The organism is Pseudomonas sp. GM41(2012), assembly GCF_000282315.2.
In the GTDB taxonomy this organism is placed as follows: domain Bacteria; phylum Pseudomonadota; class Gammaproteobacteria; order Pseudomonadales; family Pseudomonadaceae; genus Aquipseudomonas.
This window is the reverse complement of the sequence record NZ_AKJN02000006.1, coordinates 946311-965052: the sequence shown is the minus strand read 5'-3', so window position 1 is coordinate 965052 and position 18742 is coordinate 946311. Positions and strand designations below refer to the sequence as shown.

Sequence of the window (18742 nt, the reverse complement as noted above, 5' to 3'; positions counted from 1 at the left end):
TCAAGCTTCCTGCCGCTGACGCGCGATGGTCAGGTGCGGACGGAGCAGGGCGCCTAAGTGATAGAGCGCGAGCAAGCCGATCGCGGCCCCCATTGGCCACCAGAACAGATCTTTTTTCGGCTGATGACTGAGGGTTTTCACTTGATGCGGCGTGAGTTTGTCGAGGGTGTCGTACACCTGATCCAGCGTATTGCGATCTTCAGCACGGAAGAACTTGCCACCCGTAGCGTCGGCGATTTGCTGCAAACCCTGAAGGTTGACCTTGGCTTCGCCCGAGGCGTCAGGGTCGCCGATGCCGATGGTGTGAATGACCACGCCTTTGGCGGCCGCCATGGACGCCGCGTGATCCGGGGTAATGGCGCTGCTGGTGTCGTTGCCGTCCGTGAGCAGGATCAGGACTTTTTCCTGTTCGTGGGCCTGGTCGAGCAGTTTCAGGCTCAGACCGATGGCGTCGCCGATGGCCGTGTTGGGGCCGGCCATGCCGATGCCGGTGTCGTCCAGCAACAGCGACAGACTGGCGTGATCGAGGGTCAACGGCGCCTGCGGGTAAGCCCCGCTGCCGAACACGATCAGGCCCAGCCGATCATCTTTGCGCTTATCGATAAAGCCATGAACCACATCCTTGACCGCTGCCAGGCGGTTGATCTTCTGGCCGTTGGTGTCGGTGAAATCAGTAGTTTCCATGGACTGGGAAATGTCGATGGCCAGCATCAGGTCGCGCACCGGTTGCTGGCGCTCGATCGGTTTTTCAACCAACACCGGGCGAGCGGCCGCCAGCAGCAATAGCGCCCAGACCAGCAGATTCAACAGCAACTGCCAGCGATTGCTGCGGGTGCCGGCCTGGCTGGGTGCCTGGCCGACCGCGCGGCTCATGGCCGCGAAAAACGGCACGCGCACGGCGCTGCGGGCTTCGCGGTAACCGGGCAGGTAGCGGTAGCCGAACCACGGCAACGGCAAAAGGATTAGCAGCCAGGGGTAATCAAGCTGCCACATGGTGATGCTCCACCCAGTGCTTGCAGGTGGCGAACAGTTGATTGCGCTGATTGCTCGGCAGGGCCGATAACGTTGCATCGGGCGCATAGGCTAACTGCGCCAGTTGCTGGCTGAAGTCCGCCGGTAATGGCTGGGAACTGTGCCGCTCCAGGAATGCCTGCCAATCTTTCCCGCCTAACGCCGTCACCTGTGGGAGCGAGCCTGCTCGCGATGGCGTCCGGTCAGTCGACATCAATGGTGAATGTGAGGGCCTCTTCGCGAGCAGGCTCGCTCCCACAGGTTTTGTATTCCAGCCAGGAGGGGGCATGGACAGGGCTACGCGTTTGAGCAGCTCTGGCAGTTCGCGCAGGGCTTGCAACTGATCATCGCTGTTTTGCAGTTCGACCAACCGCACCAACGCCTCACGCCGATAGCGATCCCGCCGCCACTGCCAATACCTCCGTGCGCTGACCAGCAAAACGGCAATCACCAACAGGCAGAGCAACACCCACCAACCCCACGTCTGCGGCGCATAACTGAACGGCGCGGGCACGGCGATCTCCTTGAGCTGGTCGATGCTCGGGATGTTCGGGTTCATCGCCGACCTCTACCGAGCTTGCCCAGTTCGGCGCGCAATTGTTCCTGCGCTTCGGTGGCGGTGCTGAACATCATCAGCGGCACCTGACTGCGGCGCAGCAACGTGGCGACGTCCTTGAGCCGACCACTGAGAAAGTCCCCCAGCGGCTGATGAACGCTGCGTTGCTCGACGGCCAGTTCCACCTGCAACTGGCCTTGAGTGATCAGTAAACGGCCATTCTTCGGCAGGTTCAGCGCCAACGGGTCGTAGACCTGCATCGCAATCACATCGTTGTGAGCCGCCAACTGGCGCATCAACTGCAGGGTGCGTTCACCGGCGCCGGCGAAGTCGCTGACGATGCAAATCAAGTGATCGTGACCGGCCACCGCCAGGCAATGCTGTAAAACCTTGTCGAGTTGATCCTCACCTTCGGCGTCCGGATTGGCTGCGTTCAGTTGCTGATTCTGCCCAGCGATGCGACTGCACAGTGCTTCAACACGTTTACGGCTGCGCAACGGGACAATGGCGTCGATGCGCAAATCGTTGAACACCAGGCCGCCGACCCGATCTCCCGCGTGGAACACCATCCACGCGGCCAGCGCGCCAAGTTCGGCGGCAATGGCGGATTTGAAACTGCGCCGGGAGCCGAAGAACATCGACATGCGCTGATCGACCAGAATCAACGCCGGGCGATCGCGTTCTTCGGTGAAGGTGCGAACCACCGGTTTTCCAGTGCGCAGCGACGCCCGCCAATCCAGATGACGCAAGTCGTCTCCCGGCTGATAGCGGCGTAGCTCATCGAAGTTCAACCCACGGCCACGCAGGCGCGAGGCATGGTTGCCGGCAAGAATGCTGCCTAGTGGCTGACGCGCGAGGAAGCTCAGGTCACGCGCCTTGAACTCCAGGGCCATCAACTGCGCCAGGGAGACATAGACCAGACCGTCCGCATTGTTCATTTTCAGCCTCAGGCCGGAATCGCGACGTTGTCGAGCAGGCGATCAAGCACCTGATCGGCAGTGACGCCGTCAGCTACCGCGTCATAGCTCAGTTGCAGGCGATGACGCAGCACTGGATGCACCACGGCGCGAACGTTGTCCGGCGAGACAAAATCCTGCCCCTGCAACCAGGCATCGGCCCGGGCGCAACGGTCCAGGCCGATACCGCCGCGAGGGCTGGCGCCGATGGCGATCCAGCGACCGAGGTCGGCATCGTAATCGGCCGGGTGGCGGGTGGCATTGATCAGGTCGATCAGGTAGCGGTCGATGGCCGGGGACACGTGAATGGCGCTGACTTCCCGACGCGCCGCGAAGATCACCTCCTGGGACAGTGAAAAGCCCTGCACTGCAGCCGTTTTGGCGCCCAACGCAAACTCCTCTTCACGCAACAGGCGCAGCACCTGGCTTTCGTTTTCCGCGCTCGGGTAATCCAGTAGAACCTTCATCAGGAACCGGTCCATCTGCGCTTCCGGAAGCGGGTAAGTGCCTTCCTGTTCGATCGGGTTCTGGGTCGCCACCACGATGAACAGCTCCGGTAGCACATGACTGTTGCCCGCCACCGTGATTTGTCGTTCTTCCATGGCTTCGAGCAACGCGGCCTGAACCTTGGCCGGGGCGCGGTTGATTTCGTCGGCCAGGATCAGGTTGCCGAACAGCGGGCCGGGCTGGAACTGGATCTCGTTCTTGCCATCGATCTGGTGCAGCACCTCGGCGCCGGTGATGTCTGACGGCAGCAGGTCGGGAGTGAACTGGATGCGGCTCATCTTCGCGTCCAGGTGTTTGGCCAGCGCCTTGACCGTGCGGGTCTTGGCCAGGCCGGGCAGGCTTTCGAGCAACAAGTGCCCGTTGGCCAACAGGCCAAGGATAATCTGGCGGATCACCTGATCCTGGCCGAGCACGGCTTCGGCGATGCTGGCTTGCAGGGCGTTGAGGTCAGTGAGTGCGCTCATGGGATGTTCCACTCCTAGAAAAACGCCAACGTCAGGTTGATGCTGAAACCGTTACCTTCAGGGCGGTTCTTGGTGTCGAACTCCGGTACCCAACGCGCGCTGACGCTGGCCTGGGCATCGGCAAATTTTCCGGCCCAGCCCACCACCGGCCCGGCGCCCACCGAGCGGCCGCGAAAACCGTTGAGTGAATCGGCGGTCTGGCCTTTGTCATCGGTGATCTGCTGTACGTAACCGCCGACAATGCCGGCGTTCCAGCCATTGCCGAAACCGTGGGTCCACAGCACATCGAGGGTGAAGATGTTGCCGTTGCGATAATCCGTGGCGTCGTTCTCGGTGTAGAACTCCAGGCCGCTCGACAGGGTGAACTCGCCGCCCTTGCCGTCCAGATGGGTGAAGGCCACGGTGGGCATGAAGGTGTAAGTGTTCTGGCCGGGGTTGGCCAGGCGATCGTCGTTATAGGCACCGGTCGGCACGTAGATCGGCAAGGACAGCGCGAGGTGGTTGACCTCGTCGAAGTGGTAGCCGGCGGCGATCGGCGTGATCAGCATGTCGGCGAACTGTGTGCCGGTGTCTTCGCTGCCCAGTGTCCGCCCGCGCGGGCCGGTAATACTGATGCTGACGTCGGTGTATTGCACCGGCACGCCGATGGCCGAGGCGTAGTTCCAGCGACCTTTGCCGGTGTCCCAGATATGGGTGAAGTTGGCCATGGTGTAGGAGACTTTCATGTCCAGGCCTACACCAACTTCACCGGAAATCGGCGCACCCTTGCCGCCCTTGAGTTCACCGTCATACCAGATGCTGGTGAAGGACATGACCCAACCGGGTTCCGGCGGCACGATCCCGGCATTGGAAAACACCTGTTGCCCGGTGATCGGCCGACCGACACCGCCCTCCGCCCCGAGGGTCAGCGGGCTTGTACCGAGCACGCACAGGGCCAGTAAAGGACGCACAACAAAAGGCCTGACCATGACGGACTCCGTTTATTGTTTTGGTTGATTGACGGGGGTCAGCAGCGGCATTTTCCATTCGCCACTGGTGACTTCCGGTTTCGGCAGGTACAAGCGCAAGACCCCGTAGAACGGGCCATTTGGCGCCGGCAGCCAGTTGCTTTGCAGGTCCTTGGCCGGTGCCTTGTGCTGCACATAAAGCGTCAGCCCACCGTCGGCGTCGAGCTTGAGATTTGGCAACATCCGCGAGTTGATCAGGTAACGATTCAACGGGTTGGCCCCCAGCAATTTGTTCTTGCCGTCGTACATCGTCAGCGACCAGAACGCGTCGGCCGGGGGCAGGGCGCCCTTGTCGAAATGCAGGGTGTAATCCTGTTTCGAGGCGTCGACCGGCTGGCCGTCCTTGTCGACGAAATAGCCGATGTAATTCGCCTCTTCGGCGGAGTTGCCAAAGATCCCCATGTTGGCGCCGGCGTAGCGGTACAGGTAGTTACCGTTCAGGTGATCGCGTGTACCGAAAAAGTCACCGCTGGTGACCTGGTGGGTGTCGACCTTGTCTTTTTTGAACTGGGCAAACTCGGCTTTGGCGTCGCTGATACCGTCCTCAAGCGCCTTGCGCTGTTCAGGAGTGAGCGCATCCAGTTTGAAAGGCTTGCCGGCTTCAATACCGATTTTTGCAAAGCGTGCGAGCAGGTCCTTTTCCGCATCCTGGGGCGGGGCGAACGACAGCATGAAGTTCAGGTAGCGGAACAGGTCGGGCGTCTCGCTCATGGTCGGCGTGGGTTTCGGCCAGTCGATCTTTGGCGCGGCGGGCGGGGCTTTTTGTTTGACGTAATGGCTGAGCGTCTCGACCTTGTAACCCTTCTGGATCTCCTTGACCTTGCCCAAGTCCTTTTCATCGAACAATTGCGTGCGATACAGCGCGTAGGCGATGTTGGTTTCACTGCGCAGCAGCCGATCCATTTCCACCGGTTGCTGACCTTGCCAGGTCGGTCCGGCAATCATGAAATGCCCGCCATTGTTGCCGGTGCTGCGTGTGCCCAGGTACGCAAAGTTCTGCGTGTAGGCGTCGATCAACTGCACCGAGTAGTAACGGTGCTCGTCGATGGCCGGCAAGGTCAGCACCACCGGTTCGGCGCGCAGGTCCATCCAGATGAAGGAGTAGGGCGTGTCGGCGTTCGGGGTGACGAAGGCGGTGTCTTTGGCGGTGAACGCCTTGGCGGTGTTGCCGATCTGGTTGAACGGCGCCTTGAAGTTCGGGTTCTTTTTGTCCACGGCCTGGGTGTAGAGGGTCTTGTACATCTCTACCACCGGGAAGCCGTACAAATAGGCTTCCCTGGCGATGCCCCGGGCTTCTTCCGGGGTGGCGGTGAAGTCGGCCCAGGCGCTGGTGCTCAGGGCGATTGACAGTGCGGTGAGCAGCATGCGGGTATTCATAAAATTTCCTTATAAAACGCTTGGGCGTCATTCCACCGCCGTGATGTCGTCGAGTTTCCAGCTTTTATCGAAGTAGGCCTCGGTGGGTGCGTACAGGCGGAAATAGCTGAACCAGTGTTTACCCGGCACGGTTTGCACCCAGTTGCTCTCGAAATCTTTGGGTGCGGTCGGGCCGAAGTACAGGTCCACCGAGCCGTCAGAGTTCTTTTTCAGGTCCTGACGGGACGACAGATCGGCCTTGCGCTGCGGGTTGTCGATCAGGCAACGGCTGTCGATGTCGTAGACGGTCATCGACCAGAACTGCTTGGCCGGCGGGTTGGCGCCGACGTGCAGGCGATAACTTTTGCCGCCGTCGAGCCAGTTGCCCTTGGCGTCGGTGTAGGCGCCGAGGTAGGTCTGGCCCAGGCCCGGGGTCTTGGAAACCATGCCCTTGGTGTTGGTCACCGCTTCGTAGAACCAGGCACTGCGTTCCCACAACTGGTCGTAATAAGCCACGCGCTGGGACGGCTCGGCGATGTTCAGCACGGTGTCCCATTGCCGGTCTTTCCAGTACTGGGCGTCTGGAAAACGCTTGGCGAAGGTGTTGGCCTTGGCGATCAGTTCGCCGACTTGAGCACCTTGTTCGAGTGCCTTGCGTTGGTTGTCGTTGGGGTTGAAAGGTTTGTCTTTTTCGATGCCCAGGCTGGCCAGCATGGCCATGTAGAAACGGTCACGTTCGTTGACCGGTTCTTTCTGAATGATTTGATGCAGCCGTTCCCAATAAGCCAGGCCGCGCGGCTGGGTGCCGGACCAGGCTTTTCCACCGGGCGATAGCAATTTGGTTTTGTCAGGCGCGGCGCGCTTGGCATAGGGGTACATCTTGAACTGTTCGACCAGCGCCTTGCCCTTGGCAGGGTCCGGATCGAGGACGCGAAAACCCACCAATACGTTCATCGTTTCCGACTTGGCGAGGTAATACTTGCCAGCGTCGGCCGGTGGCTCGGCACCCGGTGGCAGCACCAGATACTTGCCGCCCTTGCCTTTGTCCGGGCCGGTCTGGCCCATGTCGATGATTGCACGCTGCCAGAAATCACCCACACCGCCCGCCGTCGGGCCGGGCGGCAGTTCGATCACCAGCGGACCGGTTTCATTCAGGTCGACGAAACCGAGGATGTACGGCGTGGTGGCGTTGGCGGTGATCACGCCCAGTTTGTCTTCGTAACTGTTGAGCACCATCAGGTCGCCGCTGTGGGCGCCGAGTGTGTCGCGAAACGCTTCCTGCCATTGCGCGTAGGACACCAGCGGCAAGGCCCACAGATAACTCTGGGTCGCCTGTTGGAAATCCAGTTCGGCGTAGAGTTTGGCAATCGATTCATGGGCCGGCAGTTCGCCTTCCATCGCGATTTTGCCGATTCGGGTCTCGAGGTCTAGAGCGCCGACACCGCAACTGACGAACATGGTCATCAGGCTGAAGCCGGCTGCGCGAATTGCACCGTGCATAGAAAAGTCCTCATTTACCACACTTTGCCGCCACCGAGCCCGATGGGGATGTAATGGGTGTCGTTTTTCAGGTCGAACGTCCAGGTGCCGGTTGAGCGCAAATACCCACCTTTGGCCAGGTTATGAATAGGGCTGATCGGCACGTGGCGCGCAGCAATTGCGGCACACCCATGAAGTCATTGGGTGCGATGGGCAAAGTGCCTCGCATCAGGACGTCGTTGGTATGGGCATTGGTGTCGTAAAGCTTGGGTGTGTAGTAATCCTGAAGGTTGGCGCCGGGCGCCAGGTTCCGCGGATTGTTACTTTTGTTGGCCGTATTGGCGTTATCCGCGTGGGCATGAACGGCAGACGTCATTGATGCAGCCAATAGAAAGGCGTGTGTTCCCGAATTGTTCGACATGAATCCCCCGTTCCTTCGTGGCCTCATTGGACAACCCGGCACTTGGCGGCCGTTACTGCGAAATCTCTTTCCTATCAAGCCTGTAGGACACGTCTGTTGACGCTAGCAGCTAACTCGGGGTTCGCCACTAGGTACCGACATTTTGATCATTCCCACGCAGGCGCGTGGGAATGATCCGTTGTTCAGTGCTTGTTCATCTGCGCCCGGACCCGCTCTTCCTGCTCCCGCAGTTCCGGTGTGAACTCGTCCCCGAAATCTTCGGCTTCGAACACCTGGCGAATCTCGATCTCGGCGTCGGTGCCTGGCATTGGGTTGGGGCAGCGCTTGACCCACTCGATCGCTTCCTGTTTCGACTTCACCTGCCATATCCAGTAGCCGGCGATCAGCTCCTTGGTTTCGGCGAACGGGCCGTCAATCACCGTGCGCTGGTCACCCGAGAAGCGCACACGGGCGCCTTTGCTGCTGGGCTGCAGGCCATCGCAGTCGATGAGGATGCCGGCCTTGGTCAATTCCTCGTTGTAGTTGCCCATCGCGGTCATCAGTTCTTTGCTGGGCATCACACCGGCCTCGGAATCAGGGCTGGCTTTCACAATGATCATGAATCGCATGGTCTTATCTCCGCTGGATGTGAGTGAATCACAGACTAGTCGAATGGCCGTCGCCTGAATCGACAACGCTGGCTGCCTTTCGTCATGAACGCCTGGTTGCGGCCGGCGAGGGCGGTACGCTGTACACCGATCCTGTGGGAGCGGGCTTGCTCCGGGCGGCGTTCCGACGAAAGCGGTGGGTCAGCTTGCATCAGTGCTGGATGTGCCGACGCCTTCGCGAGCAAGCTCGCTCCCACATTTGATCTGTGGTTGTCCTGGATTTTTCAGGCACAGTAAATCCCCTGTGGGAGTGAGCCTACTCGCGATAGCGGTGGTTCAGCTTGCATCGATGCTGGATGTGCCGCCGTCATCGCGAGCAGGCTCGCTCCCACAAGGGAATAGTGTTGATTGTTGGAGTTGTATCCAATTTAGGGGGCGACACTTCACAATTTGTATCTGGGCATAGGTCGTCGGGCCATTTCGTGGTTAACTTCGGCCTCTTCAAAAATCTCTACAACAACGTTCAGAAGGACTCCGTTCATGGCTCAAGTCACTCTTAAAGGCTCCCCGGTTCAAGTCAACGGCCAACTGCCACAAGCCGGTTCCAAGGCGCCAGCCTTTTCCCTGGTTGCCGGCAATCTGTCCGACGTGACCCTGGCGAGCTTCGCCGGCAAGCGCAAAGTGCTGAACATCTTCCCAAGCGTCGATACCCCGACCTGCGCGACTTCGGTTCGCAAGTTCAACGCCCAGGCCAGTGATGTCGCCAACACGGTCGTGCTGTGCATCTCCGCTGACCTGCCGTTCGCTCAAGCACGCTTCTGCGGCGCCGAAGGCCTGGAAAACGTACAGAACCTGTCGACCCTGCGCGGTGCCGAGTTCATCGAGAACTACGGCGTTGCCATCGCTGACGGCCCGCTCAAAGGCCTGACCGCCCGTGCCGTCGTGGTGCTGGACGAAAACGACAATGTTCTGCACAGCGAACTGGTCAAGGAAATCGCTGAAGAACCGAACTACGAAGCGGCACTTGCTGTTCTGAAGTAAGTCTGGTTTTACAATCCTTAACGGCCTGGCCCTGTCCAGGCCGTTTTCATTTGTGATTCAGTGTCTTGGCCAAACATCCTGTTACGTAAGCCAAAGGTAAATTGCCGGTAAAGCCGCTTTGCTTAATGCCCGCCAGTGCTTATCGTTCAGCCTCCTGTAGAAGAAGCCCACGCGCCCAATGGTTGATCATTCCATGCAATCCTCCGTTTCCCGTAGTCCCCGTCGCTGGCTGTTCGGCCTGCTTGTCCTGTTGGTCATCGCTGGCCTGTGCTGGAAATTCTGGCCCGCCGGCACTGCCCAAAAAGAGGGCGCAGGGCAAAAAGCCGTTGCCGGGCATACCGGCAGGTCGGGGGGGATGCGTCCGGGGTTCGGCGGGGCGACCGGGCCGGTTCCAGTGCGTGTCGCGCCAGCGGTCAAGGGCGACTTCCCGCTGTACTACAAGGCACTGGGCACCGTGACGGCGCTGAACACTATTAATGTGCGCAGCCGCGTCGGTGGTGAGCTAATGAAGATCTCCTTCGAGGAAGGGCAGATGGTCAAGGCTGGCGATCTGCTGGCTGAAATCGACCCGCGTCCTTACCAGAACGCCTTGCTACAGGCCGAAGGCACGTTGCTGCAGAACCAGGCACAACTGAAAAACGCCCAGGTCGATGTGGAACGCTATCGCGGCCTGTATCGCGAAGACAGTATCGCCAAGCAGACCCTGGACACCGCCGAAGCGCTGGTGGGCCAGTATCAGGGCACGGTCAAGACCAATCAGGCGGCGGTCAACGACGCCAAGCTCAATCTGGAGTTCACCAAGATCCGCGCCCCGATTGCCGGGCGTGTGGGCTTGCGTCAGCTGGATGTCGGTAACCTGGTGGCAGCCAACGATACCACCGCGCTGGTGATCATCACCCAGACCCAACCGATCAGCGTTGCCTTCACCTTGCCGGAAAACAGCCTGGAAACCGTGCTGGCCCGTTATCGCACCGGCGCCAAACTGCCCGCCGAAGCCTGGGACCGTGGCGACACCAAGCTGCAGGCCACCGGCGTCTTGCAGAGCCTGGACAACCAAATCGACGTTACTACCGGCACGCTGAAATTCAAGGCGCGTTACGAGAACCGCGATCAGGCGCTGTTCCCGAACCAGTTCGTCAACGTCCACCTGCTGGCCGACACCCTCAAAGACGTGGTGCTCGCGCCTTCGGCAGCGATTCAATTCGGCACCAACGGCACGTTTGTCTACGCCCTGGACGGCGACAAGAAAGTCGCGATTCGTCAGTTGAAAGTCGGCGCCAGTGACGGTGAAAACACCGTGATTACCGAAGGCCTGGCCCCTGGGGATCGCGTGGTCCTTGAAGGCACCGACCGCTTGAAGGAAGGCAGCGAAGTGGAAGTGGTCAACGACACCAAGGATGTACCGACCACCCCGACCGGGCACCTGCAAGGCAAATCGGCCACCACGGCGCCTGACGCGACAACCACCGACAAGGCGAAAAAGGGCGGCGCATGAACATCTCGCGGCTGTTCATCCTTCGTCCGGTAGCCACTACCTTGAGCATGCTGGCCATTATCCTGGCCGGCGTGATCGCCTATCGGCTGTTGCCGGTGTCGGCATTGCCTCAGGTCGATTACCCGACCATCCGCGTCATGACGCTGTATCCCGGCGCCAGCCCGGATGTCATGACCAGCGCCGTGACCGCGCCCCTTGAGCGTCAATTCGGGCAGATGCCCGGCCTGACCCAGATGGCCTCGACCAGTTCCGGCGGCGCTTCAGTGCTGACCCTGCGTTTCAGCCTCGACATCAACATGGACGTCGCCGAGCAGCAGGTGCAGGCGGCGATCAACGCCGCGACCAATTTGCTGCCCAAGGACCTGCCGGCGCCGCCGGTGTACAACAAGGTCAACCCGGCGGACACCCCGGTGCTGACCCTGGCCATCACCTCCAAGACCATGCTGCTGCCCAAGCTCAATGATTTGGTCGACACGCGCATGGCGCAAAAAATTGCCCAGATCAGCGGCGTCGGCATGGTCAGCATTGCCGGCGGCCAGCGTCAGGCCGTGCGGATCAAGGTCAACCCTGAAGCCCTGGCGGCCAATGGATTGAACCTGTCTGACGTACGCACCCTGATCGGCGCGTCCAACGTCAACCAGCCCAAGGGCAACTTCGACGGCCCGACCCGGGTGTCGATGCTCGATGCAAACGATCAACTGACCTCGCCCAAGGACTACGCCAACCTGATTCTTGCCTACGCCAACGGCGCGCCGTTGCGGCTCAAGGATGTGGCGGAGATTGTCGATGGCGCGGAAAACGAACGTCTGGCGGCGTGGGCCAACGAAAACCAGGCCGTGCTGCTGAACATCCAGCGTCAGCCTGGCGCCAACGTCATCGAAGTGGTTGACCGGATCAAAGCCCTGCTGCCGAGCATCACCGACAACCTGCCGGCCGGTCTCGAAGTCACCGTGCTGACTGACCGCACCCAGACCATCCGCGCCTCGGTCACCGACGTGCAGCACGAATTGTTGATCGCCATTGCGTTGGTCGTGATGGTGACCTTTCTGTTCCTGCGTCGGGCCAGCGCCACGATCATTCCGTCAGTGGCCGTGCCACTGTCGCTGATCGGCACCTTCGGCGTGATGTACCTCGCGGGTTTCTCGGTCAACAACCTGACCCTGATGGCACTGACCATTGCCACCGGTTTCGTGGTGGACGATGCGATCGTCATGCTGGAGAACATTTCCCGATTTATCGAAGAGGGCGACAGCCCCCTGAATGCGGCGCTCAAGGGCGCCAAGCAGATCGGCTTCACCCTGATCTCCCTGACCCTGTCGCTGATCGCAGTACTGATTCCGCTGCTGTTCATGGCCGACGTGGTAGGGCGGTTGTTCCGCGAATTTGCCATCACCCTGGCGGTGGCGATCCTGATTTCCCTTGTCGTCTCCCTGACCCTGACGCCGATGATGTGCGCACGTTTGCTCAAACGTGAGCCGAAGGAAGAAGAACAGGGCCGTTTCTACCGGGCCAGCGGCGCTGCAATTGACTGGATGATCGCGGCTTACGGGCGCAAGTTAAAGTGGGTTCTCAAGCATCAACCGTTGACCCTGATGGTGGCCATCGGCACGCTGGCGTTGACCGTGTTCCTTTACATGGTGGTGCCCAAGGGCTTTTTCCCGGTGCAGGACACTGGGGTGATTCAGGGTATTTCCGAAGCGCCGCAGTCGATTTCCTTTGCCGCCATGAGTGAACGACAGCAGGAACTGGCCAAAGTGATCCTGGCGGATCCGGCGGTGGAGAGCCTGTCGTCCTACATCGGCGTCGACGGTGATAACTCGACGCTGAACAGCGGTCGTCTGTTGATCAACCTCAAATCCCACAGCAATCGCGACCTCAGCGCCACCGAGGTGATCGCACGCCTGCAACCGGAACTGGACAAGCTCACCGGCATTCGCCTGTTCATGCAACCGGTGCAGGACCTGACCATCGAAGACCGCGTCAGCCGGACTCAATATCAGTTCAGCATGTCGTCGCCGGATTCCGAGTTGCTCAGTCTGTGGAGCGGTCGTCTGGTGGACGCACTGGCCCAACGGCCGGAGCTGACCGACGTCGCCAGCGATTTGCAGGACAAAGGCCTGCAGGTCTATCTGGTGATCGACCGCGATGCGGCGTCGCGGGTCGGTGTGTCGGTGTCGAACATCACCGATGCGCTGTACGACGCCTTCGGTCAGCGACAGATTTCCACCATCTACACCCAGGCCAGCCAGTACCGAGTGGTGTTGCAATCGCAGTCGGGCGAAAGGATCGGCCCGGAGGCGCTGAACCAGATTCACGTGAAAACCACCGATGGCGGGCAAGTGCGCCTGTCCAGTCTGGCGCACATGGAGGAGCGTCAGGCCCAACTGGCGATCACTCATATCGGGCAGTTTCCGGCAGTGATGATGTCGTTCAACCTCGCGCCCGGCGTGGCGCTGGGGCATGCGGTGGAGATCATCGACCAGGTGCAGAAAGACATCGGCATGCCGATCGGCGTGCAGACCCAGTTCCAGGGCGCGGCCGAGGCATTCCAGGCGTCGCTCTCGAGCACCTTGCTGCTGATTCTGGCGGCGGTGGTGACCATGTACATCGTGCTCGGTGTGCTCTACGAGAGCTACATCCACCCGATCACCATTCTCTCGACCTTGCCCTCGGCGGCGGTCGGTGCCTTGCTGGCGTTGCTGTTGAGCGGCAATGATCTGGGCATGATCGCGATCATCGGCATCATTTTGTTGATCGGTATCGTGAAAAAGAACGCGATCATGATGATCGACTTTGCCCTCGACGCTGAGCGCAATCAGGGCATGGACCCGGAAACGGCGATCTATCAGGCGGCGCTGCTGCGTTTCCGGCCGATTCTGATGACCACACTGGCCGCGTTGTTCGGCGCGGTGCCACTGATGCTGGCGACCGGTTCCGGCGCGGAACTGCGTCAACCGTTGGGTCTGGTGATGGTGGGTGGCTTGCTGGTGAGTCAGGTGCTGACGCTGTTTACCACTCCGGTCATCTACCTGTACTTCGACCGGTTGGGACGCCGTTTCGGCAAGTCCGAAGCCCAAGAGGCGGCGGTATGATGGCGTCGGGCGGCAAACTGTGGCGAGGGGGCTTGCCCCCGTTGGGTTGCGAAGCAGCCCCCAACTCCCTCAGATACCAAGAATCTTGTGAGTGCTATGCACTCAAACGGGGGCAAGCCCCCTCGCCACAGTGCGCTCCCACAGGGGTGGATGTCGGGAGCTGGCGTCGATGAACCTGTCCGGACCTTTTATCAAGCGCCCGGTCGCGACGATGTTGCTGAGCCTGGCGATCCTGCTGCTGGGCGGCGTGAGCTTCGGCCTGTTGCCGGTGGCGCCGTTGCCGCAGATGGACTTCCCGGTGATCGTGGTCCAGGCGAGTCTGCCCGGTGCGAGCCCGGAGGTCATGGCCTCGACCGTGGCCACGCCACTTGAGCGTTCCTTCGGCGCCATCGCTGGGGTCAACACCATGAGCAGCCGCTCCAGCCAGGGCTCGACCCGGGTGATTTTGCAGTTCGACCTGGATCGCGACATCAACGGCGCGGCGCGGGAAGTGCAGGCGGCGATCAACGCTTCGCGCAATTTGCTGCCGAGCGGGATGCGCAGCATGCCGACCTACAAGAAGGTCAACCCGTCCCAGGCGCCGATCATGGTGCTGTCGCTGACCTCCGATGTACTGGAAAAAGGCCAGCTCTACGATTTGGCCTCGACGATTCTGTCCCAGAGCCTGTCTCAGGTGCAGGGCGTTGGCGAAGTGCAGATCGGCGGCAGTTCCTTGCCGGCGGTGCGCATCGAGCTCGAACCGCAGGCGCTCAACCAGTACGGCGTGGCCCTGGACGATGTGCGTAACACCATCGCCAACGCCAACGTGCGCCGGCCCAAAGGCTCGGTCGAAGATGGCCAGCGGCTGTGGCAGGTTCAGGCCAACGATCAACTGGAAAAAGCCAAGGATTACGAGTCGCTGATCATTCACTACGCGGACGGCGCGGCCCTGCGCCTGAAGGACGTGGCCAAGGTCAGCGACGGCGTCGAAGACCGCTACAACAGCGGCTTCTTCAACAACGACGCGGCGGTACTGTTGGTGATCAACCGCCAGGCCGGCGCCAACATCATCGAGACGGTCAACGAAATCAAGGCTCAACTGCCGGCGTTGCAGGCCGTGTTGCCGGCCAGCGTGAAGCTGAACGTGGCGATGGACCGGTCGCCGGTGATCAAGGCGACCTTGCACGAAGCGGAAATGACCCTGCTGATTGCCGTGGCGCTGGTGATTCTGGTGGTGTTCCTGTTCCTCGGTAACTTCCGCGCCTCGTTGATTCCGACCCTTGCGGTGCCCGTGTCGCTGGTCGGCACCTTTGCGGTGATGTACCTCTACGGATTCTCCCTGAACAACCTGTCGCTGATGGCACTGATTCTGGCCACCGGGTTGGTGGTGGACGATGCCATTGTGGTGCTGGAGAACATTTCGCGGCACATCGACAAAGGCGTACCGCCGATGAAGGCCGCGTACCTCGGGGCGCAGGAAGTCGGCTTCACCTTGTTGTCGATGAACGCCTCGCTGGTGGCGGTGTTCCTGTCGATCCTGTTCATGGGCGGGATTGTCGAAAGCCTGTTTCGCGAGTTTTCCATCACCTTGGCGGCGTCCATCGTGGTGTCGCTGGTGGTCTCCTTGACGCTGACGCCGATGCTCTGCGCCCGCTGGCTCAAGCCGCATACGCCGGGTGAGGAGAACCGTTTGCAGCGCTGGAGTCAGCGCGCCAACGAGTGGATGGTCGGCAAATACGCCACAAGCCTTGACTGGGTGCTGCGTCACCGTCGGTTGACGTTGCTTAGCCTGATCATGACAGTCGGCGTTAACATTGCGCTATATGTCGTTGTTCCTAAAACATTTATGCCTCAGCAAGACACCGGCCAGCTGATCGGTTTCGTGCGCGGTGACGACGGACTGTCATTCAATGTGATGCAGCCAAAAATGGAAACCTTCCGCCGCGCCGTGCTCAAGGATGACGCGGTGCAAAGTGTCGCCGGCTTCATCGGCGGCACCAACGGCACCAACAACGCCTTCATGCTGGTGCGGCTGAAACCGATCAAGGAACGCAACCTGTCTGCGCAAAAGGTCATCGAACGCCTGCGCAAGGAAATGCCCAAGGTCGCCGGCGCGCAGCTGATGCTGATGGCCGATCAGGACCTGCAGTTTGGTGGCGGTCGTGAACAGACCACGTCGCAGTATTCCTACATCCTGCAAAGCGCCGACCTTGGCGAGTTGCGCGAGTGGTATCCGAAAGTCGTCACCGCCCTTAAGGCCTTGCCGGAACTGACCGCGATTGATGCACGTGAAGGGCGCGGCGCCCAACAGGTGACCCTGATCGTCGACCGCGATCAGGCCAAACGCCTGGGCGTCGACATGAACATGGTCACCGCGGTGCTGAACAACGCTTACAGCCAGCGGCAGATTTCGACGATTTACGACAGCCTTAACCAGTATCAGGTGGTCATGGAGGTCAATCCGAAATATGCCCAGGACCCGATCACCCTCAAACAGGTTCAGGTGATCACGGCTGACGGTGCGCGGATTCCGCTCTCGACCATCGCTCATTACGAAAACAGCCTGGAAGACGACCGCGTCAGCCACGAAGGCCAGTTCGCCTCCGAGAGCATTTCCTTCGACATGGCCGAAGGCGTGGCGGTGGAGCAGGGCACGGCGGCCATTGAGCGGGCTATCGCCAGACTCGGCATGCCGGAAGATGTGATCGTGAAAATGGCCGGCACCGCCGACGCCTTTGCCGCGACCCAGAAGAGCCAGCCGTGGATGATTCTCGGGGCGCTGGTGGCGGTGTATCTGGTGCTCGGTGTGCTGTATGAAAGCTACATCCATCCGCTGACCATTCTTTCGACCTTGCCGTCGGCCGGGGTCGGCGCGTTGCTGTCGATTTACGCGCTGGGCGGTGAGTTCAGCCTGATCTCGTTGCTCGGGCTGTTCCTGCTGATCGGCGTGGTGAAGAAAAACGCCATTCTGATGATCGACCTGGCCTTGCAGCTGGAACGGCATCAGGGCATGGCACCGCTGGAATCGATTCGCAGCGCTTGCTTGCAACGTCTGCGGCCGATTCTGATGACCACCCTGGCGGCGATCCTCGGCGCGTTGCCGTTGCTGCTGAGCCGCGCCGAAGGTGCGGAAATGCGTCAGCCGCTGGGCCTGACGATCATTGGCGGACTGGTTTTCAGCCAGGTGCTGACCCTTTACACCACCCCGGTGGTTTACCTCTATCTCGACAAACTGCGCCATCGCTTCAATCACTGGCGTGGGGTGCGTACCGATGCTGCTCTGGAAACTCCGCTATGACTGACCGTTCGCTTATCACTCTGGCTGCACCGCTGGTAACGGCCCGAGGCTCGCGTTTGTTGAGCCTGGCGCTGTGCGTGGCGATGCTCAGCGCCTGCGCCATCGGCCCGGATTACCAGCGCCCGCAAGCGGCTGCGCCGGCGCAATATAAGGAAGCGGCAGGCTGGCGTCAGGCCAATCCCAGCGATTCCCTGGCCCGTGGCGCCTGGTGGGAGTTGTATGGCGATCAGCAGCTCAATGGCCTGATCGAAAAACTCAACAGTGCCAACCAGACGGTCGCGCAGTCCGAAGCCCAGTACCGTCAGGCCCAGGCCTTGGTGCGCAGTGCCCGTGGCGCGTTTTTCCCGACCGTGGACCTGACCGTCGGGAAAAACCGCTCCAGCCAGGGCACCGGCAGCAGCAGTTCGAGCCTGACCAGTTCTTCCAGCGGGATTCGCGACACTTACACCGCACAGGCCGGCGTCAGTTGGGAGGCCGACGTTTGGGGCAAGTTGCGCCGAGGACTGGAAGCCGACACCGCCAACGCCGAGGCGAGTTATGCCGATCTGGCGGCGATGCGCTTGAGCCAGCAGTCGGAACTGGTGCAGAACTATCTGCAATTGCGGGTGATCGACGAGCAGAAACGGCTGCTGGAAGCGACGGTCGAGGCCTATCAGCGCTCGCTGACAATGACTGAAAACCAGTATCGCGCCGGTGTCTCCGGCAAGGATGCGGTGGCGCAGGCCCAGACTCAGCTCAAAAGCACCCAGGCTGACATGGTTGATTTGATCTGGCAGCGTGCTCAATTCGAAAATGCCATCGCCGTACTGATCGGGCTACCGCCGGCCGAGTTTAGCCTGGCTGAAACCAAAGACATTCCTGCGTTGCCCGAGATACCGCTGAGCCTGCCTTCGCAATTGCTCGAGCGCCGCCCGGACATCGCCTCCGCTGAACGCTCGGTGATGGCGGCCAATGCCAATATCGGTGTGGCCAAGGCGGCCTATTACCCGGATTTCACCCTGAGTCTGAACGGTGGCTATAGCAGCAGCACCTATGCCAACTGGATCAGCGTGCCGAACCGTTTCTGGTCGGTCGGACCGCAATTGGCCATGACCTTGTTCGACGGCGGTCAGCGCTCCGCGGAAGTTGACCGCAGCGAAGCGGCCTACGACGAAACCGTGGCCAAGTACCGCCAGACGGTGCTCGATGGCTTCCGTGAAGTGGAAAACTATCTGGTACAGATGAAGGTCCTGGAAGACGAAGCGGGCGTGCGCCAGGAAGCACTGGACGCGGCGCGTGAGTCCTTGCGCCTGACCCAGAACCAGTACAAGGCCGGTGTGATCGCTTATCTGGGCGTGGTGGTCGTTCAGGCCACAGCGTTGAACAATGAACGCAGCGTGCTGAGCCTGTTGCAGAGCCGGTTGATTGCCAGCGTGCAGTTGATCGCGGCATTGGGCGGTGGCTGGGATGGGGCGTTGCAAGTAAGCGAAAAAGAGTAGGCGCCGCGAGCGAGG

13 protein-coding genes and 1 pseudogene are annotated in these 18742 nt (G+C 60.6%); 5 read left to right on the top strand and 9 right to left on the bottom strand.

Annotation, left to right across the window (positions count from 1 at the left end; genetic code table 11):
• The 9 genes and pseudogenes from PMI27_RS21475 to PMI27_RS21510 form a co-directional block, all read right to left on the bottom strand.
• Positions 1–993, bottom strand: a complete 993-nt coding sequence (locus PMI27_RS21475; protein WP_008150847.1) for a vWA domain-containing protein — start codon at positions 991–993, stop codon at positions 1–3.
• A complete protein-coding gene (locus PMI27_RS21480) occupies positions 980–1570 on the bottom strand; it encodes a DUF4381 domain-containing protein (RefSeq protein WP_008150849.1) in 591 nt (196 codons plus the stop codon). The genes PMI27_RS21475 and PMI27_RS21480 overlap by 14 nt, the downstream gene beginning before the upstream one ends.
• Positions 1567–2505 (bottom strand): DUF58 domain-containing protein, encoded by a 939-nt coding sequence (locus PMI27_RS21485; RefSeq protein ID WP_008150851.1) that lies wholly within the window; start codon positions 2503–2505, stop codon positions 1567–1569. The genes PMI27_RS21480 and PMI27_RS21485 overlap by 4 nt, the downstream gene beginning before the upstream one ends.
• Positions 2506–2513: 8 nt before the next feature.
• On the bottom strand, positions 2514–3494 hold the full coding sequence (locus PMI27_RS21490; RefSeq protein WP_008150853.1) for an AAA family ATPase: 981 nt from the start codon (positions 3492–3494) through the stop codon (positions 2514–2516).
• Between the two features lie 14 nt (positions 3495–3508).
• On the bottom strand, positions 3509–4462 hold the full coding sequence (locus PMI27_RS21495) for a SphA family protein (RefSeq protein WP_008150855.1): 954 nt from the start codon (positions 4460–4462) through the stop codon (positions 3509–3511).
• Between the two features lie 12 nt (positions 4463–4474).
• Positions 4475–5878 carry a DUF1254 domain-containing protein gene (locus tag PMI27_RS21500; protein ID WP_008150858.1) on the bottom strand — a complete coding sequence of 468 codons (1404 nt, stop codon included), beginning with the start codon at positions 5876–5878 and terminating at the stop codon, positions 4475–4477.
• Between the two features lie 27 nt (positions 5879–5905).
• On the bottom strand, positions 5906–7357 hold the full coding sequence (locus PMI27_RS21505; protein WP_008150860.1) for a DUF1254 domain-containing protein: 1452 nt from the start codon (positions 7355–7357) through the stop codon (positions 5906–5908).
• Between the two features lie 17 nt (positions 7358–7374).
• Positions 7375–7757: pseudogene (locus PMI27_RS30275) on the bottom strand (hypothetical protein); the annotation flags it as partial.
• A 182-nt stretch (positions 7758–7939) separates the two neighbouring features.
• On the bottom strand, positions 7940–8365 hold the full coding sequence (locus tag PMI27_RS21510; protein WP_008150861.1) for a YciI family protein: 426 nt from the start codon (positions 8363–8365) through the stop codon (positions 7940–7942).
• A 519-nt stretch (positions 8366–8884) separates the two neighbouring features.
• Here PMI27_RS21510 and tpx point away from each other — a divergent pair.
• The 5 genes from tpx to PMI27_RS21535 all read left to right on the top strand — a co-directional run bounded on the left by tpx (position 8885) and on the right by PMI27_RS21535 (position 18727).
• Positions 8885–9385 carry a thiol peroxidase gene (gene tpx, locus PMI27_RS21515; protein ID WP_008150862.1) on the top strand — a complete coding sequence of 167 codons (501 nt, stop codon included), beginning with the start codon at positions 8885–8887 and terminating at the stop codon, positions 9383–9385.
• A 178-nt stretch (positions 9386–9563) separates the two neighbouring features.
• Positions 9564–10880 (top strand): MdtA/MuxA family multidrug efflux RND transporter periplasmic adaptor subunit, encoded by a 1317-nt coding sequence (locus PMI27_RS21520; RefSeq protein WP_008150864.1) that lies wholly within the window; start codon positions 9564–9566, stop codon positions 10878–10880.
• Positions 10877–13972: an MdtB/MuxB family multidrug efflux RND transporter permease subunit gene (locus PMI27_RS21525; RefSeq protein ID WP_008150867.1), complete on the top strand. Its 3096-nt coding sequence runs from the start codon at positions 10877–10879 to the stop codon at positions 13970–13972. The genes PMI27_RS21520 and PMI27_RS21525 overlap by 4 nt, the downstream gene beginning before the upstream one ends.
• Positions 13973–14141: 169 nt before the next feature.
• The gene (locus PMI27_RS21530) at positions 14142–17249 is read left to right on the top strand and encodes an efflux RND transporter permease subunit (RefSeq protein ID WP_008150870.1); all 3108 of its coding nucleotides are present in this window, start codon (positions 14142–14144) and stop codon (positions 17247–17249) included.
• Positions 17246–18727, top strand: coding sequence for an efflux transporter outer membrane subunit (locus PMI27_RS21535; RefSeq protein WP_008150872.1), 1482 nt, complete (start codon positions 17246–17248; stop codon positions 18725–18727). The genes PMI27_RS21530 and PMI27_RS21535 overlap by 4 nt, the downstream gene beginning before the upstream one ends.
• The last annotated feature ends 15 nt before the right edge of the window (positions 18728–18742 follow it).